General features: G+C 41.1%; 3 protein-coding genes. All 3 read right to left on the reverse strand.

The window, feature by feature from the left end:
* Positions 1-743: 743 nt before the first annotated feature.
* Complete coding sequence (locus R7Q46_RS24700; RefSeq protein WP_169608343.1) at positions 744-941, reverse strand: hypothetical protein; 198 nt, start codon at positions 939-941, stop codon at positions 744-746.
* Between the two features lie 74 nt (positions 942-1,015).
* Positions 1,016-1,492 carry a helix-turn-helix domain-containing protein gene (locus tag R7Q46_RS24705; protein ID WP_169616120.1) on the reverse strand — a complete coding sequence of 159 codons (477 nt, stop codon included), beginning with the start codon at positions 1,490-1,492 and terminating at the stop codon, positions 1,016-1,018.
* 137 nt (positions 1,493-1,629) lie between these two features.
* A partial coding sequence (locus R7Q46_RS24710; RefSeq protein ID WP_318077865.1) for a hypothetical protein occupies positions 1,630-1,937 on the reverse strand: 308 nt, incomplete at its 5' end.

The raw sequence follows: 1,937 nt of genomic DNA on the forward strand, positions 1-1,937 counted from the left end.
CTTATCGCCTAATTCGGACTGACTAAGCTTTAAAACAGACTTTCGAATGCGCTTAAACTCGGACGGATGCATAAGTTACCTTATTTCGACATTTTGTCGAATTGTACATCACAGATTCGACATTTTGCGGAAAAACAAGGTACTTTCACCCCGTATTACTATACGGGGATGACGCTGCACCTCCTATTTCCTCCTCCTCAGTCATCGTCGTCGTCAGTCGTCGTTTGCAGCTAACAACCAGATAGATATGTAAAAAGACGTATTTATACATATTTGTGAAGCTGACGCGCGGATTTGAATTAGGTAACAAAAATCAAGAATGTTTCCGCTTGTCGGCTCAATTGAGAAACAAAAAAAGGGAGCACAAGGCTCCCAAATTTTTATTTCCCAACAGAGCTATTTATAAGACCTGATCTAACAGAAAAAGAGCGTGGCGAAGTTGCCCCTCAGAGTAGGTAGCTCCATCAGGTGTAACAATATGACCAGACTTAAATGCCCACTTAGAAAACCCCGTAACATCAGGAAGATAGCGCCCAGACTCAAGAGCCCAAAGCCTACGAATGGTAGGGGGGATTTCCTCACCGTCATCCCATCGATGGATTTGATCCAAATCGACACAAGCTATTTCAGCAGCTCGACCCTCACTTAATGCTAAGTGTTGAAATCTAAAGATAAAGTTAGGATGTATTCGACTACTCCTAGAAATTGGAGCAAAGAATTTAACAGCGTTCTCCCAATCAGTACTACGCATAACATTCCTCCAAAGCTTGAATAGCCTTTTCGGAGATGGACTGATATACGGCGTAACTTTGAAAGTTGTACCAAGATTCAAAAGTGGCGAGAAATAAAACGCGGTCGACTGGATTTAAATCAGTTGATGCAATTAATTGCGACAGACGGTTGTAAAACACGTCCTTTTCAATAGGATGTGAGTTAGTCATGATTAGCCCCTTGTAAGCTAGTTATGATTAGCCATGCATTCAGATTGCACTCTGAATGCATGGCGTTTATGAATTTAAATTGTTTGCTGTCTAGACTTCCAATAATCAGCAGCACAAGACCACTTAGTCCCATCTTGAGCTATGTATCCCTCTATTGGGACTATTTTAGATTGTGTAGTTAACCCCAAGCGCTCAAGATTCAAATAGTATGTATTAGCTAAACTTTTCGATTTATCCCCTGGCTCGTAAGTTAACCAACCAGACTCAGAGAGCTTCTTGATTGTGTTTGCAATAGATTGTCGAGATAACCCCGTCTCATCCATTAGAGCGCTGTAGCTAGGGAAACAAACTCCATCGCCATCAACAAATCTAAATAGCCCCAAGAGAAGCAGGCGCTGTGTTGATGGTAGATTTTCACGTTTCATTGCGTCAAAAAGTGGATGCATAATATCGAATTGGCTCCGCTTAAGTTTGTGTGTCATAATTTTCCTTATAGAAACTAAGAAAAACGCCAAGGGTTGCCGCCCATTTTGGCGTTTTTTTTTATCCACAGAAAATCATAACACCTAGTCAATATATAGACAACCCTAGTGTATGAGATACACCACCCTAGTCAACGTCATATACTAACCCTAGTAAACTAGGTTGACTCCAACAAACCATAGAACAAACCATAGAACAAATAGCGCTATCGCTTTTTCTTTTTCTTTTTTCGATTAGACCTAGCCTTGGATCTTTTTGATGAGTCAGGGACAGGACCAAATCTATCCCTCTTTTCGTCGTCAGAATGCACAGGAGGGGAAATAAGAAGATCTACAGAGCAAGATTCTAATACCTCACTTTTTTGCACAGGAGGCGTTACAGGAGCTTCTAGGTGTAGTTCTAAATGCTGTAACCACAGAAGGGCAAATTCAGTCCTTTTATCGACTGGATATTTACCCGTTTCAAATCTACTTATCGAATCATTGGAGAGATCCAGCTTATCGCCTAATTCGG

The organism is Vibrio sp. 811 (genome assembly GCF_033339195.1).

What these genes read in the sequence shown, in the direction of transcription:
- R7Q46_RS24700 (WP_169608343.1), bottom strand. Translation starts at nt 941, where the DNA reads ATGACTAACTCACATCCTATTGAAAAGGACGTGTTTTACAACCGTCTG.